The organism is Anaerolineae bacterium (assembly GCA_013178165.1).
In the GTDB taxonomy this organism is placed as follows: Bacteria; Chloroflexota; Anaerolineae; order Aggregatilineales; family Ch27; genus Ch27.
In genome coordinates this window covers 14,270-34,673 of the sequence record JABLXG010000026.1, presented here as the reverse complement: position 1 = coordinate 34,673, position 20,404 = coordinate 14,270, and the positions used below count along the sequence as shown (strand labels likewise).

At 64.0% G+C, this 20,404-nt stretch carries 16 protein-coding genes; 7 read left to right on the top strand and 9 right to left on the bottom strand.

Annotation, left to right across the window (positions count from 1 at the left end; all coding sequences use genetic code 11):
- On the bottom strand, nucleotides 1-903 hold the full coding sequence (locus tag HPY64_14165; GenBank protein NPV68282.1) for a glycyl-radical enzyme activating protein: 903 nt from the start codon (nucleotides 901-903) through the stop codon (nucleotides 1-3).
- A gap of 151 nt (nucleotides 904-1,054) precedes the next feature.
- Entirely contained in the window at nucleotides 1,055-3,112 is a 2,058-nt protein-coding gene (gene ligA / locus HPY64_14160; protein ID NPV68281.1) for an NAD-dependent DNA ligase LigA, read from the bottom strand.
- Between the two features lie 306 nt (nucleotides 3,113-3,418).
- Between ligA and HPY64_14155 the strand changes: the two genes are divergently transcribed.
- Both HPY64_14155 and HPY64_14150 read left to right on the top strand, forming a co-directional pair.
- A complete protein-coding gene (locus tag HPY64_14155; GenBank protein ID NPV68280.1) occupies nucleotides 3,419-3,634 on the top strand; it encodes a hypothetical protein in 216 nt (71 codons plus the stop codon).
- Nucleotides 3,635-3,975: 341 nt separating this feature from the next.
- Entirely contained in the window at nucleotides 3,976-5,379 is a 1,404-nt protein-coding gene (locus tag HPY64_14150) for a toll/interleukin-1 receptor domain-containing protein (GenBank protein ID NPV68279.1), read from the top strand.
- 106 nt (nucleotides 5,380-5,485) lie between these two features.
- On the opposite strand, the gene nrfD is transcribed toward HPY64_14150, so the two are convergent.
- The 4 genes from nrfD to HPY64_14130 form a co-directional block, all read right to left on the bottom strand.
- On the bottom strand, nucleotides 5,486-6,757 hold the full coding sequence (gene nrfD, locus HPY64_14145) for a polysulfide reductase NrfD (protein ID NPV68278.1): 1,272 nt from the start codon (nucleotides 6,755-6,757) through the stop codon (nucleotides 5,486-5,488).
- On the bottom strand, nucleotides 6,754-7,389 hold the full coding sequence (locus HPY64_14140) for a 4Fe-4S dicluster domain-containing protein (protein NPV68277.1): 636 nt from the start codon (nucleotides 7,387-7,389) through the stop codon (nucleotides 6,754-6,756). Before HPY64_14140 ends, nrfD begins: the two co-directional genes overlap by 4 nt.
- 198 nt (nucleotides 7,390-7,587) lie before the next feature.
- Nucleotides 7,588-8,583: a hypothetical protein gene (locus tag HPY64_14135; GenBank protein NPV68276.1), complete on the bottom strand. Its 996-nt coding sequence runs from the start codon at nucleotides 8,581-8,583 to the stop codon at nucleotides 7,588-7,590.
- 67 nt (nucleotides 8,584-8,650) lie between these two features.
- Nucleotides 8,651-9,577, bottom strand: a complete 927-nt coding sequence (locus tag HPY64_14130) for a LysR family transcriptional regulator (protein ID NPV68275.1) — start codon at nucleotides 9,575-9,577, stop codon at nucleotides 8,651-8,653.
- Between the two features lie 295 nt (nucleotides 9,578-9,872).
- Between HPY64_14130 and HPY64_14125 the strand changes: the two genes are divergently transcribed.
- The 4 genes from HPY64_14125 (at nucleotide 9,873) to HPY64_14110 (ending at nucleotide 14,784) form a co-directional block, all read left to right on the top strand.
- Complete coding sequence (locus HPY64_14125) at nucleotides 9,873-10,178, top strand: hypothetical protein (GenBank protein NPV68274.1); 306 nt, start codon at nucleotides 9,873-9,875, stop codon at nucleotides 10,176-10,178.
- Nucleotides 10,179-10,187: 9 nt separating this feature from the next.
- On the top strand, nucleotides 10,188-11,570 hold the full coding sequence (locus HPY64_14120) for a hypothetical protein (protein ID NPV68273.1): 1,383 nt from the start codon (nucleotides 10,188-10,190) through the stop codon (nucleotides 11,568-11,570).
- Between the two features lie 135 nt (nucleotides 11,571-11,705).
- The gene (locus tag HPY64_14115; GenBank protein ID NPV68272.1) at nucleotides 11,706-13,367 is read left to right on the top strand and encodes a hypothetical protein; all 1,662 of its coding nucleotides are present in this window, start codon (nucleotides 11,706-11,708) and stop codon (nucleotides 13,365-13,367) included.
- Between the two features lie 439 nt (nucleotides 13,368-13,806).
- Complete coding sequence (locus tag HPY64_14110; GenBank protein NPV68271.1) at nucleotides 13,807-14,784, top strand: SDR family NAD(P)-dependent oxidoreductase; 978 nt, start codon at nucleotides 13,807-13,809, stop codon at nucleotides 14,782-14,784.
- On the opposite strand, the gene HPY64_14105 is transcribed toward HPY64_14110, so the two are convergent.
- Genes HPY64_14105 through HPY64_14095 form a run of 3 tightly spaced genes read right to left on the bottom strand, consistent with a single transcriptional unit; the run spans nucleotide 14,781 to nucleotide 18,582 of the window.
- Nucleotides 14,781-16,082 carry a tetratricopeptide repeat protein gene (locus HPY64_14105; protein ID NPV68270.1) on the bottom strand — a complete coding sequence of 434 codons (1,302 nt, stop codon included), beginning with the start codon at nucleotides 16,080-16,082 and terminating at the stop codon, nucleotides 14,781-14,783. The genes HPY64_14110 and HPY64_14105 overlap by 4 nt on opposite strands.
- Nucleotides 16,083-16,131: 49 nt before the next feature.
- Nucleotides 16,132-17,337 carry a tetratricopeptide repeat protein gene (locus HPY64_14100; protein ID NPV68269.1) on the bottom strand — a complete coding sequence of 402 codons (1,206 nt, stop codon included), beginning with the start codon at nucleotides 17,335-17,337 and terminating at the stop codon, nucleotides 16,132-16,134.
- Nucleotides 17,338-17,340: 3 nt separating this feature from the next.
- Complete coding sequence (locus tag HPY64_14095) at nucleotides 17,341-18,582, bottom strand: tetratricopeptide repeat protein (protein NPV68268.1); 1,242 nt, start codon at nucleotides 18,580-18,582, stop codon at nucleotides 17,341-17,343.
- A 456-nt stretch (nucleotides 18,583-19,038) separates the two neighbouring features.
- Between HPY64_14095 and HPY64_14090 the strand changes: the two genes are divergently transcribed.
- Nucleotides 19,039-19,881: a hypothetical protein gene (locus HPY64_14090; GenBank protein ID NPV68267.1), complete on the top strand. Its 843-nt coding sequence runs from the start codon at nucleotides 19,039-19,041 to the stop codon at nucleotides 19,879-19,881.
- Nucleotides 19,882-20,404: the final 523 nt, after the last annotated feature.

Below are 20,404 nucleotides of genomic sequence, written 5' to 3'. Positions count from 1 at the left end.
TCATCCTCCTATTTTGACGGCCAGGCCGCAGGCCTCCAGCCGGCGTTGCAATTCGGCCATGTGCGCTGCCGGGGGCGGGTCAGTCGGCGGCAGTGGATCAGGGCGGGCCAGGCGGGCGTATTTATCGGCCCCCATGCGGTGGTAAGGCAGCAGGTCAACCTGCTTGACGGCCGGCAGCGCGCTGACATATTCCCCGATCGCGGCGATGTCAGCGGGATCGTCGTTCAGGCCGGGGATGACCGGGACGCGGATGATGATGCGGCTCCCGGCAGCCGCCAACCGTTCCAGGTTGTGCAGAATGAGTTCGTTGTCTGCACCGGTGAAGCGGCGGTGGCGCTCGCTATCCATTAGCTTGAGGTCGTAGAGGAAGAGATCAACATACTCGCGGACGCGCTCAAGCGCCTCTGGGGGAGCATAGCCGCAGGTGTCCAGCGCGGTATGCAGATCGCGGGCTTTGCAGGCTTGCAGCAGCGCCAGCAGGAATTCCGGCTGGAGCAGCGGCTCCCCGCCGGAAACGGTCACCCCGCCTTCCCCCTCGTAAAAGGCGGTATCGCGCAGAACTTCGGCCATGACCTCAGCGACAGTCATGGTGCGGCCTACCATCTCCCGCGCGTCGGCGTAGCAGGCAGCGACGCACGCCCCGCAGTCGTCACAGAGGGCGCGGTCGGTGACATAGCCCTGGCCGTTGGCCCGGATCGCCCCGACAGGACAGGCTTCGACGCAGGCCCCGCAGGCGATGCATCGTTCCGGGCGCAAGATGAGTTCCGGGCGCGGACGCTGGCTTTCCGGGTTATGGCACCACCAGCAGCGCAGGCTGCAGCCCTTGAAGAAGACCGTGGTACGGATGCCCGGCCCATCGTGAAGGGAGAAGCGCCTGATGTCGAAGACTGTACCGCTGATCATGGCCCAGGAATCCACGGTAGATGGCGAGGATAGCTGGCTACATTAGCGCAGATTTGGACGGGCGGCAAGCACAAATCCGCCGGGGCAGGCAAGCCTCGCCTGTGGCTGTGGCGGCGAGACGACAGGCCGCGAGCGGCGGTACTTCCGCGCCTTATCCGGCGCCTGTTCTGGCCGCGATCATCCGCTGCAGGCTCTCCTCGTCGATGATCGGGATGCCAAGCTGCTGCGCTTTGTCCAGCTTACTGCCTGCGGCCTCCCCGGCCAGCAGGTAATCGGTTTTTTTGCTGACACTGTCGGTGACTTTGCCGCCATGCAGCTGGATCAGGGCCTTGGCTTCCTCGCGTTTGAGCGTGGGCAGGGTCCCGGTGATGACGAAGGTCAGCCCGGCCAGCGCCGTGCTGCCCTGGCCGGTTGGGGCCGGTTCCTTTTCCAGGCGGACCCCTGCCGCGCGCAGTTTGGCGATCAGGCGCTGGTGGAATTCGTCGCGGAACCAGTCGTGGATGGCCTGGGCGATGTTCGGTCCAACCCCTTCGATCTGCAGCAGATCTTCCACCGAGGCGGCGGCGAGCGCGTCGATACTGCCGAACTCATCGGCCAGCGTCCCGGCCATGATCTCGCCCACGCCTTCGATGCCCAGCGCCGTGATCACGCGGGCCAGCGGGCGATGCTTGGCCGCTTCAATGCCGGCCAGCAGGTTTTCCACCTTCTTTTCCGCAAAACCTTCCAGCTTGAGCAGGTCTTCCGCCCTTAGCGTGAAGATGTCGGCTTCGTCATGGATCAACCCTTCGTCCATCAGCTGCTTGACTGTGCGCGTGCCCAGCCCTTCGATGTCCAGCGCACCGCGGCTGACAAAGAATTCCAGGCTGCGGAAGACACGCTCCGGGCAGTACGGGTTCGAGCAGAAGTAATCGACCATCCCCTCCGGGCGCACGACTGGATCGCCGGAGAATGGACAGGTCTCCGGGGGCTGGATCGGGCGCTCGGAGCCATCGCGCTCCTCCGGCACGGGGCCTTCGATGTAGGGGATCACATCCCCGGCGCGGCGGACGATCACCACATCGCCCAGGCGGATGTCTTTTTCGGCGATCCAGTCGAAGTTGTGCAGGGTGACATTGCGGATGGTCGTGCCGCCCACAAAGACCGGCTCCACCACCGCCGTTGGTTTGAGCACACCCGTCCGCCCGATGCTGAACTTGACGTCGATCAGGCGGGTTGTACCTTCTTCCGCCGGGAACTTGTAGGCAATGGCCGCACGCGGGTTCTTGTTGCCGACGACGCCCAGCGCGTCCCACAGCGCCAGATTGTTGATCTTGATCACCAGCCCGTCGATCTCGTAGTCCAGGGTGGCCCGGCGAGCTTGCCAGGCCGGGATGGCCGCGATCAGGGCTTCCAGGTCGTCGTAGTATTCCATATACGGTTCCAGGAAGCCCAGCGCCTTCAGGTACTGTAGTTGTTCCCACTGAGTAGAGGGGATGTGATCATCGCTGGAGGCGGCCACGATGCCGTAGACAAAGACGCGCAATGGGCGGGCGGCGGTTACGCGCGGGTCTTTGTTTTTCAGCGCGCCGCTGGCGGCATTGCGCGGGTTGATGAAGGGTGGCTCGCCCAGTTCGCGCTGACGGGCGTTGAGTTGCTCAAAGGCTGAAAGCGGGATGAACGCCTCCCCGCGCACCACCAGCCGCGAAGGCGGGCGCGGGCCATCCGGCATGACCGGCAGGCGCAACGGCACAGTGGGGATGGTGCGCACGTTGGGCGTGACATCGTCGCCGACCAGGCCATCGCCGCGCGTCGCGGCCAGCGTCAACAGGCCATTCTCGTAGGTCAGCACGACGGACAGGCCGTCCAGCTTGGGTTCCAGCGTGTAGTCCAGGCGTAGGCCGGGCGGCAACAACTTGCCGATGCGCTCCCGCCAGGCGCGGATCTCGTCGGCGTCGAAAGCTTTGGCCAGGCTGCCGATCAGGGCCGGGTGAGTCACCTTGCGGAATTCCGGTTGCAGGTCGGAACCGGCCCGCTGGGTGGGCGAATCGGGCGTGATCAGTTCGGGGTATTCAGCCTCGATGGCTTCCAGTTCGGCCAGCAGGGCGTCGTATTCCGGGTCGCTGATCACCGGGTCATTGAGAACAAAGTAGCGGTAGTTGTGATAGTTGATCTGGGCGCGCAGTTCGGCGGCGCGCTCGGCGAGGGTCTGGGTCATGGCGCTCACTCGCATGGCTCCACAGGGTCGCGATTGTGCCTCTATTATACGGAAAGTCGAACAAATGGGCTATCGTCCCGCAAGGCCGGGAAATGGGGAAGCAGGGCGGAGAGGCCGGGCAGGCGGGAGGCTCCCCCTTGCCTGGTTTCCCCGGCGTCTGGAGCAGACCGGCCACTGCTAATCTTTGCCTGCATCCGCCGGGTGCTTTGACGAGAGGGGGGTGTGAAGCTATTCACAATGTTGACAAGAGAAAATAAAGAATTATGATAATATAAGGATTTAGACCTGCAATATCTCATTAATTTGAAAAGGAACGACTGCATGAGTCACAAATTGCCATCCCGCAAACTGGTCATCCTCCTGCTGGTCATCGCGCTGCTGAGCAGCCTGGCCATCGCCGCCAGCGTCAGCGCCTCACACATGACCACCATGGAGGTCTGCGCCAGCCACGGTCTGGGGCCAAACTTCCAGTATGCTGAAGGGGCAGAGTCGGCGCTGATCCGCTGCCTGAACACAGCCAGCACCAGTCATAATTAAGCTTGTCGGGCGTGCTGACAACGGGACGGGGAACACCCCCGTCCCGTTTTTTTTGTTGGATCGCATAGACCATCTAATGCATGAAGGCCCTAACCTGCTCTCCTCAGGCGGGCAGATGTTGTGGTCTCACCCCTTGCCCGGCTTCATGTGTTGTCTTCCGCCGTTTGCTGCTGGTTCGCTGACATTCGCGCTGAGGCAATGCTCCCGGCGGCTGGCCTCCGACGGGGCAGTTCGCAGACCGGTCTGTCCGAACAAGCTGGTGTATGATCGGGATACCGCATACAGAGCCTGGTCGCTTCCTGTCCGGAAGACGGCCGATCTCACGGTAGATGGGGGCTGCTATGAGCGGACAACGGCTGCTATTGACGTTTATCGCGGTGTTGCTGTTTATCGTGTCGGTGGTCTGGTTTGTCCTGGAGCTGACTTCGCAAAAACCGGCAGCGGGAACGCTGCCATTGGGGCCGATCATCGCGCTGGCGGTGGCGGCTGTACTGGCCCTGCTGACACGCCTGCCTGCGGTGCTGGGGGATACCCGGCCAGGGTGGGGTACTCGACGACCCGGCCGCCGACCCTATACCCAGATGCGCCAGGCGGATCGGCCCGGGGGCGGCTCACAGGTCTTCTCCGACGACGTCGAAGTCGAGAGTCCGGCTGAGTTACCCCCCTGGCTCAAAGAGGTCACTTCCCCGGAGGATAGGCCAGGGGGGCCGGCTGACAACGTCCCGCCCATGATGGAGCCGGAGCCAGCCGCTGGCGAACCTGCCGGGAAGGAACCAGGGTCGTTTGACTGGCTGGAGGAGATGGCCCGCGAGGTCGAGGAAACAGCGGCCTCCGCTGATGAGGAGCCAGAAGCGGCTGCCGCTGAACCCGCTGCAGAGGAGCCAGCCGTCCATCGGCGCAATGGCGGTGAGGACGAAGCCGCGCCCGGCGCGCCGATCCGCTTTTCCGCTTACTATCCCCGCGAAGTCAGGCCGCAGAACTGGCAACCCCTGCGGGCTTATCTGTTCAAGGACTTTGCGATCGAGGCCGTCCGGGCTGACGCCCAGGCGCAGTTTGGCCCGCGCACCGACATCCGCGAGACAGTGCGAGAGGCGCTGGCTCCTATCCCGGAAGAGGCCCTGGTGACGACCATCCCGGACCTGCCTGGCTTTGAATTCGACCCGCCGCAGGCTTCCGCCCGCTTCCGCCGTGACTGGCGGCGCTTTGACTTCGAATTCCGGGCGGTGGATGCGCCGCTGGATACCAGCGCCGACGGACGGATCACCTTTCTGGTGGAGGGGGTGGTAGTGGCTGATGTGCCGCTGTCGGTCTTTGTCAGCCAGACGGCCGGCCAGGCAGTCTTCCAGCCGGCGGAAGCAACCGCCTCGCCCTATCAGGCCATCTTCTGCAGCTACAGCCACCGGGATACCCGGATCGTGGAGCGTGTGGAGCGCGCCAGCCGTTATTTCAACTTCCGTTACCTGCGCGATGTAACTACCCTTCGCAGCGGCGAGGAATGGAACCCGCGCCTGCTGGAACTGATCGGGGAAGCGGATATCTTCCAGCTGTTCTGGTCGGCCCATGCGGCGGCCTCGGAGTACGTTCGCCAGGAGTACCTGCACGCGCTGGAACTGTGCAATAGCGGGCGGAAGGGTCGATACTTCATCCGCCCGGTTCGCTGGGAGGAGCCAATGCCCGTCCCTCCGCCGGCGGAACTGGCCGGCTTGCACTTTGATCTGATCCCCGAACTGGTGGAAGAAAGCTGACGGCAGCAGGTCCGTACAGCGTGGGGGATAATAGCCGAATCAAAAAGGACACCGGGGATGGCAAGGGCTTTCACCGGCGTCCAGCAAGACGATCTGATAGCGTGAATCAGCGGGCGGGTGCGGCGGCCTCGTGCGCTTCGGCAGGCGCATGCCCGGTTACACGCTTTGCGCCTTCAGCTTCCGGGTAGAGATGCAGGAAACGCGCCGCCAGGCTCCAGGCCAGCAGCCAGTAAGCGACGATGCCAATGGCCACGCCCCACTCGATGGGTGCGGGTGTGTAGGTGGCCACCTCCAGGTTGCGCAGCACGCCCGGTGACCAGTCCATCGGCACGACAAACCCGGCCAGCGTCATGTTCCAGCGGTAGACGATCACGCCCAGGATGCCCAGCGCTCCGGCCACAAAGAGGGCCAGTTTGCTGCGGCGGGTGCGCGGCCACAGGTAGATCACCATCGGCACCAGCGCGCCCAGTAACACCTCGAACCACCAGAAGGTGAAGCCGTAGGGCGTGTTCTCGCCCAGCAGCTCCAGATCATGTTCCAGGGCGGGCGAGTGCGAATAGTAGTTGGTGGCTGCCCAGCTCCATACCTTCAGGTACAGGTAGGCCGCGGCGGCTACCCCGGCCAGCACGGCCACATTGTTGAGGACATCTGGCGGGACAAGCTGGCGCTTTTGCAGGGCTTCCGTGACTACCGTGAAAGCGATTGTGGCCCCGATTCCGGCGGCGACCGCCGAGAGGATGAACAACACCGGTGCGCTGGGAGAGAACCATACCGGGCGGGCAGTCAACACGCCGTATGTCGCGCCCAGCGAGGACTGGTGCAGCAGGGAAAGGGCCATGCCGAACAGCGCCGCCACCGGCATGATCCGGTGGAGCAGGTGGGCCAACCCCAGCAGCCAGCGATTCTGGCGCAACGGGGTGCTCTCGATCACGATCGGCAACACTTCCATCACCAGCACGGTGGTGTAGAACATGACGCACAGCGTGATTTCCCACAGCACCGAGTGCACATTCCAGAACAGCAGCGGGTGATAGAAGCGATCCGGGCGACCGATGTCCACCAGCAGGGCCAGCATCGCCCCGGTGTAACCCAGCAGGCCGATCAGCACGGCGGCGCGGGCGATGGCCTCGTACCGCTTGAGGCCGAACACGTACACCGCCGCCGAGAGGGTGAAGGCCCCGGCCCCCAGCGCAATCGAAGACAGATCGACTGTGATCCACAGCCCCCAGGGCAACTGATTGGTCAGGTTGGTCATCCCCAGGCCCTGCGCCAGCACGGTCAGGATGGAAAAGACCCCGATCCCCAGCAGCAATGCCAGGAAGATGATCCAGGCGGTATACAGAGGTGAGCGGCGGGCGAAGTTCACGAGAGCGGTCATAGCGCCATCCCCTCCGGCGGAATGTAGTAGACATTGGCTTCGGTGCCCAGATCCTCGCGCAGGCGCAGGGTGGGCCGGGTGAGGATCAGGCGGGAGACCGGACTTTCGGGATCGTTGAGGTCGCCAAAGGCGCGGGCGCCAACCGGGCAGGCGTTGACACAGGCGGGCGTGGCCTCGCGGTCGATGCCGGGCACCAGCCCCTGGGCTACGCCGGCGTCAATGCGATGGATGCAGAAGGTGCACTTTTCCACCACGCCACGGGGCCGGCGGGGGACTTCCGGCGTGCCCCAGAAGGGAACATACGGATTCGGCTCGTCGCCGCGATCCTCCCAGTTGAAGACACGCGCGCCGTAGGGGCAGGCGGCCTGGCAGTAGCGGCAGCCAATGCACTTGTTGTAGTCCATCACCACCAGCCCGTCTGCCCGGTTGTAGGTCGCCGCGACCGGGCAGACCCGCACGCACGGCGCATTCTGGCAGTGCAGGCATGGACGGGTGATGTGGAACGTCTTACCGGTGGGCGTTTCGTCCACCAGGTGGATGTTCCAGCGCATGTCATCGCGGGTGTCATTGGTAGCCTGGCAGGCATAGACGCAGTACTCGCAGCCGATGCACTTGCTCAGGTCGATGACCATCCCCCAGCGCGGATGCTGGCGGGGGCTTTCGGCGGTGGCGCGGCGTTCCAGCCCGCTGGCCAGTTGTTCGACAAGCGGGGTGAGCGGCCCGGCCAGGGCGACGGCGGCGGCGACGGAGACGCCCGACCCGATCATGAGCTTGATCAGGTCGCGGCGGCTGATGACGGTGGGGGTGTTGTCGCTCATAGGTAGCTCCCGTCAGGACTTCTTCCGGTTGTTGCCGTTGTTATTGTTCTCGCGGCGGCTCAGGACCCAGAACAGGGTCAGCCCCAGGCCCAGCCCGACGATCAGGCCCTGGGTCAGTTGCACGAAATTCGTACCAGTCGTGGCCGGGGTTTCCGCCTTCTCTTCCAGCGCGGCCTGCAACTCGGCGACCTGCACGCGCAACCGGTCGCGCTCCTCAGCCAGCGCCGTGTCAACATCAACGAGCAGCGGCACATTGCCCTGGATGGAAAGCGCCTCGTGGCATTCGGTGCAGGGCACGGTCTCGACGGTCATGGTGTGGTCGGGGATGCGATGCTGCTCGTCATCGCGGGAACGGTACATGTGGCAGCTGCCACAGGTGACTTCCACGTTGGCGAAGTCGACCTCGTTGTGCGTCAGGTGGACATAGGTATTGGGCGCCGATTTGTGGCAGTTCAGGCAGAGCTGGTTGGTCGTATCGAAGCGCAGGTTCTGACCGTGCGGGTTGTGGCAGGTAGAGCAGGCTACCGTGCCCATATCCTCGGTGAAGGCGTGCGGGCTGCGCCGCCACTCGTCAAAGGTTACGGTATGGCAGTTTCCGCAGGCGCTTGGCGTGCGGTTGATCACAAAATCCGCCGGCGGGTGGTCGGCGGGCGTCAGGCCATGGCAAGCCTCGCACTGGACGTTTTCCTGCAGGTACTGGCCGGAATGCGGCTGGTAGTTAGTGGTATGGCAGAGCAGACAATCCGGGTTGTTGTTGGTGGCAGCCCAGGCGGCCTGAAATGATTCGCGCTCATAGGCGATGGCATGCGCGCCGGTAGCCCACAGGTCCTTATAGTCCAGGTGGCAATCCGCGCAACGCTGCCCCGAATGATCTTCTGGCCCGCCCTGCCTGGGCGGTTCGGCCCGGACAGGTTGCCCGGCCAGCAGGCCCAGCAGCACCACCAGCAAGACGGTCAGACTGAAAATGATGAGTGGTCCCCCCTGGACCCTGTGCCATGTGTGTCTCATTGCCTGTCCTCACCATGGTGTGGTCCGGTTGTGGACCACTACAGTGCAATTGCCCCAAACTGATCAACTAACCGGCAGCCGGGCGGCTCAGCAAAGCCCGGCTTTCCGGCTCGTACACATGCTCCCAGAAGGCTGTCTGCGCACGGGTGGCGGCCCGATGCGCGTGGCGAACCATATAGAGTTGCTGGACGATGTTCAGCCCTTCAATCGACACGGTGGCCACACGGTGGGTGCTGATCCATTCTGCAGCAACGCGCTCAGAAATGAAAGCCGCCCCGATGCCCTCGGCCACCGCCATGGCGATCGCCTCCGAGTTGCCGAGCGTCATGACCACGTTCAGCGCCCCCAGACCGAGGTTGAAAGCGGCCAGCGCTTCCAGCACGGCCTGCTGAGTGCCGGAATCTGGTTCGCGGACGATGAAGCGCCCGTTGAGCAGTTCCTCAACGGTGATCGATCCGCGCCTGGCCCAGGGATGCGCCGGCGGCGTGATCAGGATAACCGGATCGGTGATGAACGGGCGGTATTCCAGCTCGCGGTACGGCTCGCGCAGGCTGCTGATAGCGATGTGCGCCGAGCCATCCAGCAGCTGGCGGATCGATGATCCGCGCGGGCCAACATCACAGGCCACCTGAACCTGGGGATAACGCTCGATAAAACTGGCGATCAGTTTGGGCAGGACATATTTGCCCGCCGAGGTGCTGCAGGCCACCTTGAGCAGGCCGACTACTTCCCCCTGCAGGGAGGCAATAGCCTCTTCGGTACGGATGGACAGGTTGACCAGTTCGCGGGCCATCGGCACCAGCGCTTCACCAGCCTCGGTGAGCTGAATGTGCCGCCCGGCGCGGCTGAACAATTCCACCCCCAGCCGCTTTTCCAGCGAGCGGATCTGCATGCTGATCGCTGGTTGGGACATCTGCAGGCGGCGACCAGCGCCGGAAAAACTGCCTGTTTCCGCCGCAGCCAGAAAAATCTGAAGTTCGTAGATATCCAGCATGGCCGATTCTGTTCATTCCTCTCGTGAAAATGATAACAAGCTTTGCATCAGCAATTCAATATGATGGAAGTCACTTTGAATTTGATTCCGTTATACATCATCATAAGCAAGTGATATAAATATTCTTTATGCAACAGGTTGAGCGTTATAAGATTTACCGTATAATTGTATTGTGAAAATTGGAACAAAGTACACTTGTTTACTCCAATTTGGTTTCCGCTGTGATCCGGCACACCCGGTGACCTGTCTGCCGGGAACGTCTCGTCCGATCGCCGTCAGCAAGAGGGACAGTCTCGTGAACCGATCACGCTATACCGTGCTTATCCTGGCTGTGCTGGCCCTGCTTGTGGCCGCCGGCTGTGCGTCCCAGCGGGCGGAAGCGGCGCAGTCCCCCACGCCGACGCCAGCGCCGTCTGCGGAGGTTGCCCCCGACCAGGCGGAAGCTGCCGGGGCTGATCAGGCTGCGCCGGCTGTGGCCCTGCTCCCCGCCGAGACGCGGCCCGATTCCAATTGCATTGCCTGCCACAGCGACGCTGCGCAGCTCCAGCTCCTGGCTGAAGAGGAGGAGGCGCCGCCTTCGCTCAGCGAAGGCTCTGGCTGAGGGGGGAGTGTGCCTCCGTTGGAGGTATGGGAGAAGGTCCTGATCGATCCTGAGGCGTTGCTCGGCACAGTGCACGGCTACATTTCCTGCATCGATTGCCATGGCGGGCGGAACCTGGCCGATAAAGCGGCGGCGCATGTGGGCGTTGTCCGCGATCCGTCCGTTGATGCGGAGGCTGCCTGCGGGGCATGCCACCCGGATATCGCGCCCTTCCAGGCATACAGCCTGCACAACAACCTGGCCGGGTATGATACCGTCCTTTACCAGCGCAGCATGCCGGAGAACCACCCCGCGATCGAGGCGGGGCAGGAGTATCACTGCCAGAACTGCCACACCACCTGTGGCCAGTGCCACATCAGCCAGCCGACCAGCGTTGGCGGTGGCCTGATCGACGGCCATGTCTTCAACCGCACGCCGTCGATGAGTCGCCAGTGCACGGCCTGCCATGGCAGCCGGGTCAAGAACGAGTACACGGGGGCGCATGAGGGTCTGGCCGCTGATGTCCACCTGCGTTCGGTCCGCATGGTTTGCACCGATTGCCACACCGGCGGCGATATGCACGGTACGGACTACGTCACCGTCGCTGAAGACGGCACCATAACCGCCAGCCGGGATCACCGCTATGACGGCCCGCAGGGGCCATCCTGCGAAAGCTGCCACCGGGACGTGGTCGGCATTGGTTCCGGCAACCCTTATCACGAAGCGCACGGTACCGAAGTGCTGTCCTGCCAGGTTTGCCATTCGATCAGTTACATCAACTGCTACGACTGCCACCTGGAACGCACCGAAGACGACATCGCCTACTACCGGCTGCAGCACGAGGAGATAGGCTTTTACATCGGGCGCAACCCGATCCGTAGCGCCGAGCGGCCCTACCGCTATGTCCCGTTGCGGCATGTCCCGACCTATCCGGATCTCTTCCGCCTGTATGGTGAGGATGTCCTGAACAACTTTGACAGCCTGCCAACCTGGACGTATGCCACACCGCACAACATCCAGCGCAATACGCCCCAGACGGCCAGCTGTGAAAGCTGCCACACCAACAACGCGCTCTTTCTGACGCCGGACAAAGTCCGGGAGGAAGAGTTAACGGCCAACCAGGGCGTGATCGTGCTGGGCGCGCCGCCGATGCCGGAGGAATACCGCCGCGTACCGCTGCCAGGCGAAGAGACCGCAGCACCGTCGGTCGCGCCGGCTGCCGCCCCGACCGCTGATCCGCTGGACGTGCCGCCTGCCGGGGTGGATCCATTGGCCGTGCCACCCGCTGCACCGACTGTCGACCCGCTGGACGTACCGTCTGCTGCGCCGACCGTCGACCCACTGGACGTGCCGTCTGCTGCGCCAACTGCCGCGCCGACGGTTGATCCACTGGACGTACCACCGGCCAAATGACTCTGTTTTCGGGCGGGGCGGAGAGCTTCCGGCTTTCCGCCCCGTAAGGCGAAGCGCATAAATGTGGGGAAGTCGACCTACAAAGTCTCCGCCCAAGTAAGGCAACGCATACGCATCAGCAAGGAGAATGTCACAATGGCATCGAAACGATTGATCACACTTCTGGTTCTGGTCAGCTTCCTGCTGACCGGTATCGCCCCCGTCCTGGCCCAGGGCGTGGGTGTCCTGCAGGCCGCCGTTGAGGCTTACATTCCCAACCTGCCGCAGGGCTTCGGGATGGTGAGCGTCAATGATCTGGCGACGGAACTGGCGGAGAACCCCGACCTGTTCCTGCTGGATGTGCGGGAAGCCAGCGAATGGACTGAACAGGGCTACATTCCCGGTGCGGTGAATGTGCCAGTACGGGAGTTGGTCGACAAGCTTGATCTGCTACCGGCGGACCTGGACGAGCCGATCGTGGTGTACTGCGCCAAGGGGACGCGCGGCACGATTGTGATGGCCGTGCTGCAGATGATGGGCTACACCAATGTACGCAACATGGTGGGCGGCTTCGGGGCATGGAAGGAAGCGGGTAATCCGGTGGCGACCGAGCCGGTGGAGTTTGAGCCGATCGGCCCGGCGGAGTTCGACCCGGCATTGCTGGCAGAGGTGGACAACTACCTGAAGAATGTGCTGCCGCAGGGGTGGGGGCAGGTGAGCGCCGACGACCTGTGGAGCGAACTGGCGGAGAAGCCCGACCTGTTCCTGCTGGATGTGCGTGAGCAGGCTGAACTGGACGAACTGGGCTACATCGAGGGTGCGGTGCACATTCCGATCCGCCAGCTGACCGCCAACCTGGACAAGTTGCCCGCAGACAAAGAGATCGTGGTCTACTGCAAGGTTGGCGGGCGTGGCACGATCGCCATGGTCGCCCTGCAGATGCTGGGCTACAACGTGCGCAACCTGGCGGGCGGTATTGCCGGCTGGATTGCTGAGGAGTATCCCGTTGTCGGCGGTACAGCGGCGGAAGTCGTACTGCCGGAAGGCACCGTCCTGGAAGCGGAAGTTGTCGCGCCGCTGGCCTTTGAGGCGGTACAGACGATCGCTTCAATGGCTGGTTTTGGCACTCTGGCCGAAGCTGACTTCGCCGCGGCGATGGACGGCGCGTTCATCCTGGATGTGCGCGAGGCCAACGAGTATGCCGAAGGACACATCGCCGGGGCGGTCAATATCCCGTTACGGGAGGTTCCGGCCAGCCTGGCGCTGCTGCCTGAGTTCGACGAACCGATTCTGGTCTACTGCGGGGTTGGCTATCGCGGTGCGGTCGCTCAGCTTGGCCTGACCATGCTCGGCTACACCAACGTCATGAACCTGCGCGGCGGCCTCAAGGCCTGGACGGGTGAGCAGGTCACCGAACCGGCCACTGCTACGCCGGGCGCATTCCCGGCGGTTGACCCCGATGTGTGGACGACTGTCAACGCTTATTTCACCGCTCTGCCGCAGGGCTGGGGCATCATCGCGCCGGAAGATCTGGCAACGGCGCTGGCCGAGCAGGAGATCATCCTGATCGACTCCCGCGAACCGAATGAGTACGCCGCCGGTCACATCGCCGGTGCAATCAACTGGCCAACCCGCGCCTTCGCCAGTTTCGTGGCGGAAGGTCTGGCTAAGGACGCCGCGATCGTGGCCTACGGCGGCGAGGGGCACCGCACGGCGCTGGCTCAGCACGCCCTGGCCATGGCCGGCTACAGCAATGTGCGTGGCCTGGCGGTCGGTTCGGCTGGCTGGGCGGCGGCGGGCTACGAACTGGTGCAGTGATCGGACTGATCTGGGCTGGGGGCGCGGAGTCATCCCGCGCCCCGGCGCCTGCCTCAAAGGCGGCTTCCAGGGGGGAGCCGCCTTTTCGTGTCACATCCGGCAGGGCGCAGTTTGGGCGACCGTTGAAGGCGCGCGCTGACTGGGGGCATCCTGCACGCGATGCTCAGCCAATCTTAAGGGTACTTCTGGTAGATGTGTGCTAGACTGGGATCATCGTCGGGTTAGTGAAAGGAGGTGATCCAGAATGTTAGGGATAAAGGGGGTGTCCCCCGCCTGACGCATCATCTCCAAGGGCGTCGCCCATAGCGGGGGACGCTCCCACCCCACGACTGTTTCGACAGTCGGCGGCCGCAGGCTCATCCCCTGCGGCCGTTCTTTTGGCAGGGCCTGGCTTCGCGGTATCATGAGGGCCGTTTCGACAGGCGAATCAGGAGGCGGCATGAAGCGAGCAGCAGCGGCGCTGGGCGCGGCGGTGGGCCTGTGGCTGGCCTGGCGGCGCACCCGGCGGAAGCACCCGGTCAGCCTGAAAAACAAAGTAGTGATCATCACCGGTGCGTCCTCCGGAATCGGGCAGGCGACAGCCCATGCCTTCGCGGCGGCAGGCGCGCGCGTCGCCCTGGCCGCCCGCCGGGCGGAGCCGCTGGCCCGGACACAGGCGGCGCTGGCCGTCTATGGCACGCCGACCCTGGCCATCCCGGCGGATATCAGCCGGGAAGATGATAGCGAGGCGCTGCTGCAGGCTGTCCTGGCGGCATGGGGCCGGATCGACGTGCTGGTCAACAACGCTGGCGTCTCCTATGGCGGCTGGCTGGTGGATGTGCCGCCGGAACGGGTGCAGACGCTGGTGGCGGTCAATTTCACCGGCCCGGCCCGCCTGACCCAGCGCGCGCTGGCCATCATGCTGCGCCAGCCGCCTGACACCGACGGTGTGCGCGGGCATATCGTCAACGTGACCAGCATGGCCGGGCAGGTGCCGGAACCGGGCATGACCGTTTATACCGCTACGCGGCGCGCTCTGGACGCCTTTACGCTGGCTGTCCGGCGAGAGGTTGCCGGGACGGGGGTGCGCCTGACATCGGTCTACCCGACCTGGACGACGACACCGATGGTCACCGGCATCGATGAGATTGGCCTGCAGCGGGCCGGTGTGCTGTGGCCGCTGGAGCACTTTGACGCGCCGGTAGCCCCGGCGCGGGCGATTGTGGATGCGGTGCGCTATAACCGGCGGGTGGTGGCACGGGGCGGGCCACAGGCCCGACTGGCCTGGCTGGCCGAGTGGATCGTCCCCGCGCTGGTCGACTTCTACTGGCGCGTGATGGTCGATTTGCCCGCCTATATGGCCCTGATGCGCCGGCTAGGGATGGGCAGCACGCCCCAGCCCGTCGCTGCCGGCGAGCTCCCGCCGGAGCGGGGCTAGGACGTGCTTTCCCCGGCTTCGGGCGTGGCGGTCAGAAGGCTCTCGTAGTCCGGCGGTGTGCCTTCCAACGTGGGAGTCGGAGCCAGGGTGACGATCGTCTGGCACTGGGCCAGCGCGTCGCGGATGTCGGTCTGGGTCTGGAGGGTACGGGCCAGTTCCAGGCCACGCAGTAACACTTCACGCGCCCGGACGCAATCATCGATCACGATGTGGCACATCCCGGCGTAATAGTAATGCAGGGCATTGGTGCTGCCCGCTTCAATGGCCCGGTCAAAGGAGCGAGCGCACAGGTTGTATTCCCCGGCGGTCAGTTGCAGCGATCCCAGGATGCCCAGGCAGGCCACGCTGGTGGGATCGATGGCCACACAGCGCTCAGCGGCGTCGCGGGCCTGATCCTGTTCGCCCAGGTCGCTGAGCAGGATATTGGCCAGGCGGGCATAGGCCTGGGCGTTTTCCGGGCTGCGATCGATGATCGCACGCAACAACCGTACCGCGCTCTCCGGATCGCCCTCGCGCCGGTAGAGATCGACCAGGTTGAAGGCAATATAGGTGCGGGAAGGCTCCAGTTGCAGGGCGCGCTCGTAAGCCTGCATGGCTACGTCATACTGGCCGGTGTATTCCGCCACGTAGCCATAGTTGCGCTGGACATTGAAGTCCTGCGGGTTCAGTTCCAGCGCCTTTTCAGCGGCTTCCAGCGCTTCGGCAGCCTTGCCCATGTCAATGTAGGCTTCCGCCAGGAAGGCATAGGCGGCGGCATTTTGCGGATCCAGTTCGAGGGCGCGGTAAAGGCTGGAAAGCGCCTTGCCAAAGTCCCCCTTCCACTCGTTGGCCATGCCGTGGATCGCCCAGGCGTCGGCGCTGTAAGGATCAGCGTTGATCGCTGCCTGTGCGGCAGCAACGCCCTCCTCTGGACGTCCGGCGGTGGTCAGCAGGTGGGCCAGCCGCACATGCAGCGCCACATCGTTGGGCAGGCCCGCCGCCGCCAGACGATAGTTGTCGATGGCCTGCTCCATCGACCCGCGCTGATAGGCGGCATTGGCCACCGTCAGGTAGTTGAACGGCGAATCGGTCGGCGTCGGCGTGGGGGCCTGTTGTGTGGCGATGTAATCGCGGGCAGCGTTGATCTGCTCCCAGATCGCCGCCTCAATCGGCCCCTGGAACATCGCCCGCTGATCCCAGATGCCAGCGCCGATTACCACCACGATCGGCGTCAGCAGGTACAGCCACCACCAGCGCAGGTTGATCAGGTGGCGTTTGGGGCGTTTGGCGGAGTAGCGTTTGGGTGTTCTCAGGTACATGGGTTGCTGGCCTGGTCGAGCGCAGGCGTTGATTGTAACAGGTTTTAGCCTACCCGGTCGGGGTTTCGGTGGCCGCTGGCGTTTCGCCCGGCAGGAGGGGGGTGGGGTCCTGGTTACACAGGCGCAACCCTTCCCGGATGAAGCCCAGCACCCGGTCGGACTGGGTGCGGGTCATCGATTCATGCAGGATCGGGACGGCCAGATCGCAGCGTCCCAGGTAGTAGTAGGCCAGACCACGTACGTACCAGCAGAAGATGCTCTCCGAGCCAAACGCGATGCATTGCTCAAAGGCATCGACAGCCCGCTGGTAAAGCCCCTGCTGGTAGTACACCAGCCCGACCTGCCGCCAGGCATCAGCATAAGTTGGGTCGATGGCCAGCGCCTGCTCACAGTATTCCTGGGCGCGGGCGTCTTCCCGCAGGTTGAAGTACGTTTCACACAGCCGCAGCAGAGCGCGGGTGTTGGTCGGCTTGATAGCCAGCACACGTTCGTACGCGGCGATCGCTGCCGGGACGTTTTCCAGGGCGCGGTATTTCTCCGCCGCTTCAAAGTACAGGAAGTCCAGCGTCGGGTGTAATTCAATGGCCCGTTCCAGCGCCTTGATCGCGCTCTCGCGGTCGCCGACCCAGGTCAGGGCGTAAGCGTAAGCGCGGTAGGCGTCCACGCTGTCCGGGTTCAATTCCACCGCGCGTTCGCCCATCTGCACGGCCTGCATCCAGCGTCCGATGTCAGCGTAGGCCCAGGCCAGGTAGGCGTATGTTTCGGCGTAGGTCGGGTGTGCCTCGATGACGCTCAGGCCGATGGCGATAGCCTCATCCAGACGGTTGAGTTGGTAGAGAGCCAGTACCTGCAGGGCCTGGCCGCGCGGATCGCCGGGGGCCAGCGCCGCCAGGCGCTCGGCGGCGGACAGCCCTTCCTCTCCCCGGTTGAGCAGCAGCAGACAGTGGGCGTATTCGTAGAGGTAATCGGCGTTATCCGGCTCCATCGCCAGGGCGGCGGCGTAGCCATCCGCGGCAGCGGCCAGGTCGCCGTTGACGTAGCTCAGGTATGCCTGCCGGGCGACCATCGGCGCGGAGGGCGTAGGCGTGGCGGGCGGGCCGAACAGGGCGGCGACCTCCCGCTCCAGGCGTTCAAACTGCCAGGCCACCAGTCCGGTCAGCGCCAGGACAACCGCCAGCGCCGCCAGCAGGCCGGCCTGCCGGCCCCGGCGCTGGTGACCGAAATGCAGCCGGGAACGGTCACGACGGATGTACATGGGCTAGAAGATTCCGATCGGTGTGGGCACGGGCGTAGCGGTCGGGGCAGGGGTCGGGATGATCGAGAAGTCGTAGCGCTCGTCAGCTTCAGCGCACATGTACAGCCCCTGCAGGATGTTGCGGCGGATGTCCTCCGAATCGGTGTAGTTGAGCGCCTCCTGCAGAATGGGTACGCCCTGATCGCACTGATCCAGGCGGTAATGAGCCAGCCCGCGCAGATACCAGCACTCGATATATTCCGAACCGGAGAGACGCACACAGGTTTCGAAAGCGTCGATGGCGCTTTCGTAGTTGCGGCGGGTGTAGTAGATCATGCCGACCTGCTTCCAGGCGCGGGCATCGTTGGGATCGCGGTCCAGGGCCTGCTCGCACCAGTACTGGGCCAGGTTATCCACCCGTAACCCAAAGTATGTCTCGCACATGCGGACCATCGCTTTGGTGTTTTCCGGGTTCATGGCCAGCACGTGTTCGTAGATGGCGATCTTGGCTGGATCGTTCTTGAGGCCGGTGTACGCGCCAGCCAGCTCAAAGTACAGGAAGTCCAGGTTGGGGTGGATGGCGATAGCGGCTTCGAGTTGCTCCACCGCCAAGTCGTAGCGACCCGTCCAGTTCAGGGCGAAGGCGAAGGCGCGCCGGGTATCAATGTTGTTGGGGTCCAGTTCCACCGCTCGCGCGCCCATCTCCTGGGCCTGTCGCCAGCGCCCCAGCGACAGATACGCGCCGGAGAGATAGGCGTAGGCCGGGGCAAAGGTTGGGTTTAGATCGAGAGCGGTCAGGCCGACGGGGATCGCCTCTTCGGCGCGGCCCAGGCTATCCAGCGCGTAGGTTTTGAGCGCATAGCCGCGTGGATCGCCCGGCGCGGCAGCGATGATCTGTTCGGCCATCGCCAGCCCTTCCGCTGGTTTGTTGTTAAGCATCAGGATGCGCCCGTACTCATACAGGTAAGCGATGTTAGTTGGGTCCAGGCGCACCGCTTCGGCGAATTGCTGTTCAGCAGCGGCCAGGTTTCCAGCCAGGTAAGCTTCGAAGGCGCGGTTGGCCAGCGTGGGTGCGGAGACGGTCGGCGGCGGTGGTTGCACCAGGGAGAGCACCCGCGGCTGTACCTCGTCAAAGCGCCAGACGACCACAGCCACCACGGCCAGCGAAAGCACCCACAGGACGATCAGCAGCGGGCTGAAGCCGCGCCGACGCCCGGAAAAGCTCAGGGTGCTATGGTCGCGCTGGATACGGATACCGTGTCTCATTGGTTGCTCTCTGCAAACAGCCTCCTGTGATCGCTGGCGCAGCGTGCCTCGCCGCCCGTGATCATCGTACCACATCAACGTGAGAACGAAATGAGCCGGGGGAAAGTCAGGGTTATCCTTCCGCCAGCCCCCCGGCGCATGGTTCATTCCTGTTGGCGGGCCGGATCATAGCGCGGCCTGCGCAGCCCGGCAACGATCAGTTGGAGGTGGGCAGGACCCGGCAGTGATAATAGGAGGAGCTGAGAGGCTATCTGAATATGGCTGGACCAAGGTAAGACGCCTCCTCACTGCCCATTCCCTGCCTCTGTTTGCGCCTGGTGCTGGCAGCGGGCCGCTGGCAGCGGGCCGCTGGTAGCGGGCGCTGGCAGGGCGCTGGCAGCGGGGCGTGAACGGGCATACAATACCGGCGTGTGCCGGTAACCGCCCGTTGTGGCTGGCAGGCGCCGACGAGGGATTATGATCGAGTTTCCGTTCGTCCCGGACGAGATCATCGCCTACAAGCAGGAGCAGGTAGCCCGCTTGCAGGCCGTGACGCCCCTGCCGGGCCTGCGGGCGCTGGCCAAAATGCAGGCGCGCCCGCAGGACCTGAGCAGCCACCTGCTGGAGAACCGGGTGGCCCTGCTGGCCCGCGTCATGAACCCGGCGGTGGATCTGGGTCAATCGGCAGCGGGGGCCGCCCCGTATGATCCGGTCGCCCTGGCCCGGCGGCTGGCCCGCCATGGCGCGCAGGCGCTGGTCGTGGCGACCGATGAGCGTTACCACGCCGGAGCCATCGAGCACCTCACCCTGGTTGCCAATGCCGTCAATGTACCGGTCATCCGCTACGATTTCATCATCGACGAATATCAGGTCGTTGAGACCCGCGCGGCGGGCGGCGATGGCCTCTTTCTGACGCCGGCTCTGCTGCCGCCGGAGCAGGTGCGCCGGTTGCTCTCCATCACCCAGCGCAACCTGATGACCGCGATCGTCTGTGTGCATAGCGAGGCCGAACTGCGGGCCATCCTGCCCTTTGAACCGCGGGTGATCGCCATCAACAACTACAACCCCCTGACCGACCGCGTCGATCTCAGCCTGACTCCCCGGCTGGTGGAGATGGTGCCGGGGCATGTCACCCTGCTGACCATGGGCGGGCTGGAATCTCCGCGCGATGTCGGGCAGGTGATGGCCGGCGTGGATGGCGTGCTGGTCGGCCCGGCCATGCTGCTGATCGCCGACTGGGCGGCGGAACTGTGGGAGATGCTGAAGACGCCTGGCCCCGGCCCTGTTCCCCCGGAGTCTGAGCCGCCCCGCCAGATCTGACGGTTTTCGAAGGCCATAAACCGGGTGGCGCCGGGTACTGGCCGGCAGCCTATCTGGCTATAGTTGTTCGCGGGCGGGCGCCGGGCGACATCCGATGCCCCCCTCGTCGTACACTCTCTTTGGCCGGGCAGTCTATTGCCCGCGTAGTGTGGCATTTAAGGGCGGTTGGGTTGCTGTTGAGGGGACATTCTGGCAGATGAACAGTACCCTGTTACCCGACCCGCTGTGTCGCACAGTGCAAACAGCTCAAAAAGAACAGCCTGTCTCCACTGGGGACAGGCTGCCAGTAACGGGATGCAGATGGGATTACCAGGAATGAACCGCCACAGTGTGGCGCAGAACGCGACTTATTTCTTCTTTTCTTTCGGTTTCTCGACCTTGGTCTTTTCGGCCTTTGGCTTTTCGGCCTTGGTCTTCTCCGCCGCCGGTTTCTTAGCCTTCTCGGTATCGACCTTCTTCTCTTCCTTCTTAGCCATTGGCTCGTCTCCTGAACTTCCGTCTGGGTCGGCCTCTATGTTGTAGT